Annotated in this window: 4 protein-coding genes; 1 reads left to right on the top strand and 3 read right to left on the bottom strand. The window is 34.3% G+C overall.

Going from position 1 to position 1,807, the window contains the following annotated elements; translation table 11 throughout:
- Positions 1 to 100 precede the first annotated feature (100 nt).
- Entirely contained in the window at positions 101 to 241 is a 141-nt protein-coding gene (locus tag CWB66_RS22475) for a DUF3653 domain-containing protein (protein WP_212747836.1), read from the top strand.
- A 241-nt stretch (positions 242 to 482) separates the two neighbouring features.
- Here the strand turns inward: CWB66_RS22475 and CWB66_RS18595 are convergent, their stop codons facing one another.
- The 3 genes from CWB66_RS18595 to CWB66_RS18585 form a co-directional block, all read right to left on the bottom strand.
- Complete coding sequence (locus CWB66_RS18595) at positions 483 to 767, bottom strand: hypothetical protein (RefSeq protein ID WP_138586533.1); 285 nt, start codon at positions 765 to 767, stop codon at positions 483 to 485.
- Positions 764 to 1,198: a hypothetical protein gene (locus CWB66_RS18590; protein ID WP_138586532.1), complete on the bottom strand. Its 435-nt coding sequence runs from the start codon at positions 1,196 to 1,198 to the stop codon at positions 764 to 766. The genes CWB66_RS18595 and CWB66_RS18590 overlap by 4 nt, the downstream gene beginning before the upstream one ends.
- A gap of 376 nt (positions 1,199 to 1,574) precedes the next feature.
- Positions 1,575 to 1,807, bottom strand: a 233-nt coding sequence (locus tag CWB66_RS18585; RefSeq protein ID WP_212747835.1) for a hypothetical protein, incomplete at its 5' end; no start/stop codon positions are given.

The raw sequence follows: 1,807 nt of genomic DNA, 5'->3' as shown, positions 1-1,807 counted from the left end.
AACGAAAATTTGTATGCTTATTAGCATAACATTTCTTTCTTAATGGGTGGCCAAAATCACTGTACCACTACAAAACAAACCCTGCCCACGTGCTGTGCGGATGCTTGAACAACGAATTAATGGCGGCATGTCTTTGCATAAAGACTGGGATGGTTTTTATATTTGCCGTGAAGGTTATTTGTGGACACCGCGCGGTGAACGCTACGAACCTAGCTACTTAAACAAAATAGATTTTCTTTAAAGCTCAGTTCGCTATCACGAAAGTCATGTAAAAACATTACAACAGAAAATAGATCATTTGCATGAGCTGGTTGCGGCTAGTGATACGCTAAAGACCATAGGCAATGATTTAATTAAAATGAGTGATGAGTTTGCGCTCAAAGATATTGTGTTGAAGTATGGGGATAAAAAAAGAGCTTAATATTAGGCCGTAGTTACTACGGCCTAATTAACTTTATCGCATTTACACTCTAAAGTAATAATTATTCAATAAGATGTTCAAACCCTGCTTCAGACACATTACATTCAATTAAAATATAAGCTTTTTCAACTGCATGATAATCTAGAGATTTGCCATTCAATTGCTTTTCTTCTTTTAAAAGATCAGCACAAAGATTCGCCATTTCTTCAATAAATTCTAAAATTTCTTTAGCAACAGTTTCATTCGGAATTTTATTATCTAAAATTGGTTGAATTAATTTGTCTTTTTTCAAGTACTCTGCAAAATCAACGATTATAGTGTTAAGTGGTTCATAATTAACGCTCATACCTTTAATCTCCCACAATAATTTGAGTTTTTAGCTACAATTTCTAAGGCTTTTACTAAGTCTTCTATCAGCATTCTATCTCTCACCTTTAAGGATGCATGCCCGGGTCGATCATTAACAATGATAAGAGAGTTTGGTATTTTATGAGGCTCTAACGAATAAATATCAATCTCTCTAAAAAATTTTTGTTTTAAACTTATAATACTTTTTATTTTCCCCATTTTTGTAGCATAAGACAAACCCTGATTACTTACTTCTACATATTTTCCACAACTTGATATCTTAAAATCAGAGTTCCGAATTGCATCTGGCGAATAAGTAGTTGGCTTTTCATTATGAGCATTTGGGATTCTAGACCCCAAACCTACAGGCCGAATATATGGTTTATGCTTATCCCCCACATATAGCTCGCAAGCGCTCCACTTCGGCATTAACATCCCCGATTGAAATTAATTCCATTTTTATATTCCTTTATGATTAATAAATATCTGATTCACAAACAAGTAGCCAGTTAACGCTTCAAATACCGGTGCAGCTATGCTGCATCCGCGTGATTTAACTTGTTATATTCTCCGAACATAAACTACTTATGCTTCACATGTTCGTCCATTGACATGACGTAATTTTACGCGAAAATGTCCTTATTTTATGAGTATGTATTAATAGCAAATATAGTAAGTTATTGCCAATTATAAATATGGTTCTAGGGACAGGCTGTTTTAGGATGGGAAAAGAGGAAAGTGTCCGCATAGTACGACTATGAGATATTACAGGTAACATTGATTTAAATAACGTAGGCGCTACGTGTTAAATGCCGACTTTAACACGTAGCGCTGTGATGATTTTTTGCATTTCTTTAATGCATTCTTTTAAATCTTCGTTTTGGTTTTGTAAAAACCCTATGTGGGTTCTGTTGGTAACAACGACTGTAGTTATAATAATTATCTGCATAATGATAAAAATAAAGTCTTTTAAGTTTAGACTTAAGCTATCCATTTTTAGCCCTCTTAACCAAGGTGATAAACTGCGGTACGACGTTT

This window comes from Pseudoalteromonas sp. S558 (assembly GCF_005886635.1).
In the GTDB taxonomy this organism is placed as follows: Bacteria; Pseudomonadota; Gammaproteobacteria; order Enterobacterales; family Alteromonadaceae; genus Pseudoalteromonas; species Pseudoalteromonas aliena.
Note: the sequence above shows the minus strand (reverse complement) of the source record. Positions and strands in the feature narration are given on the sequence as shown.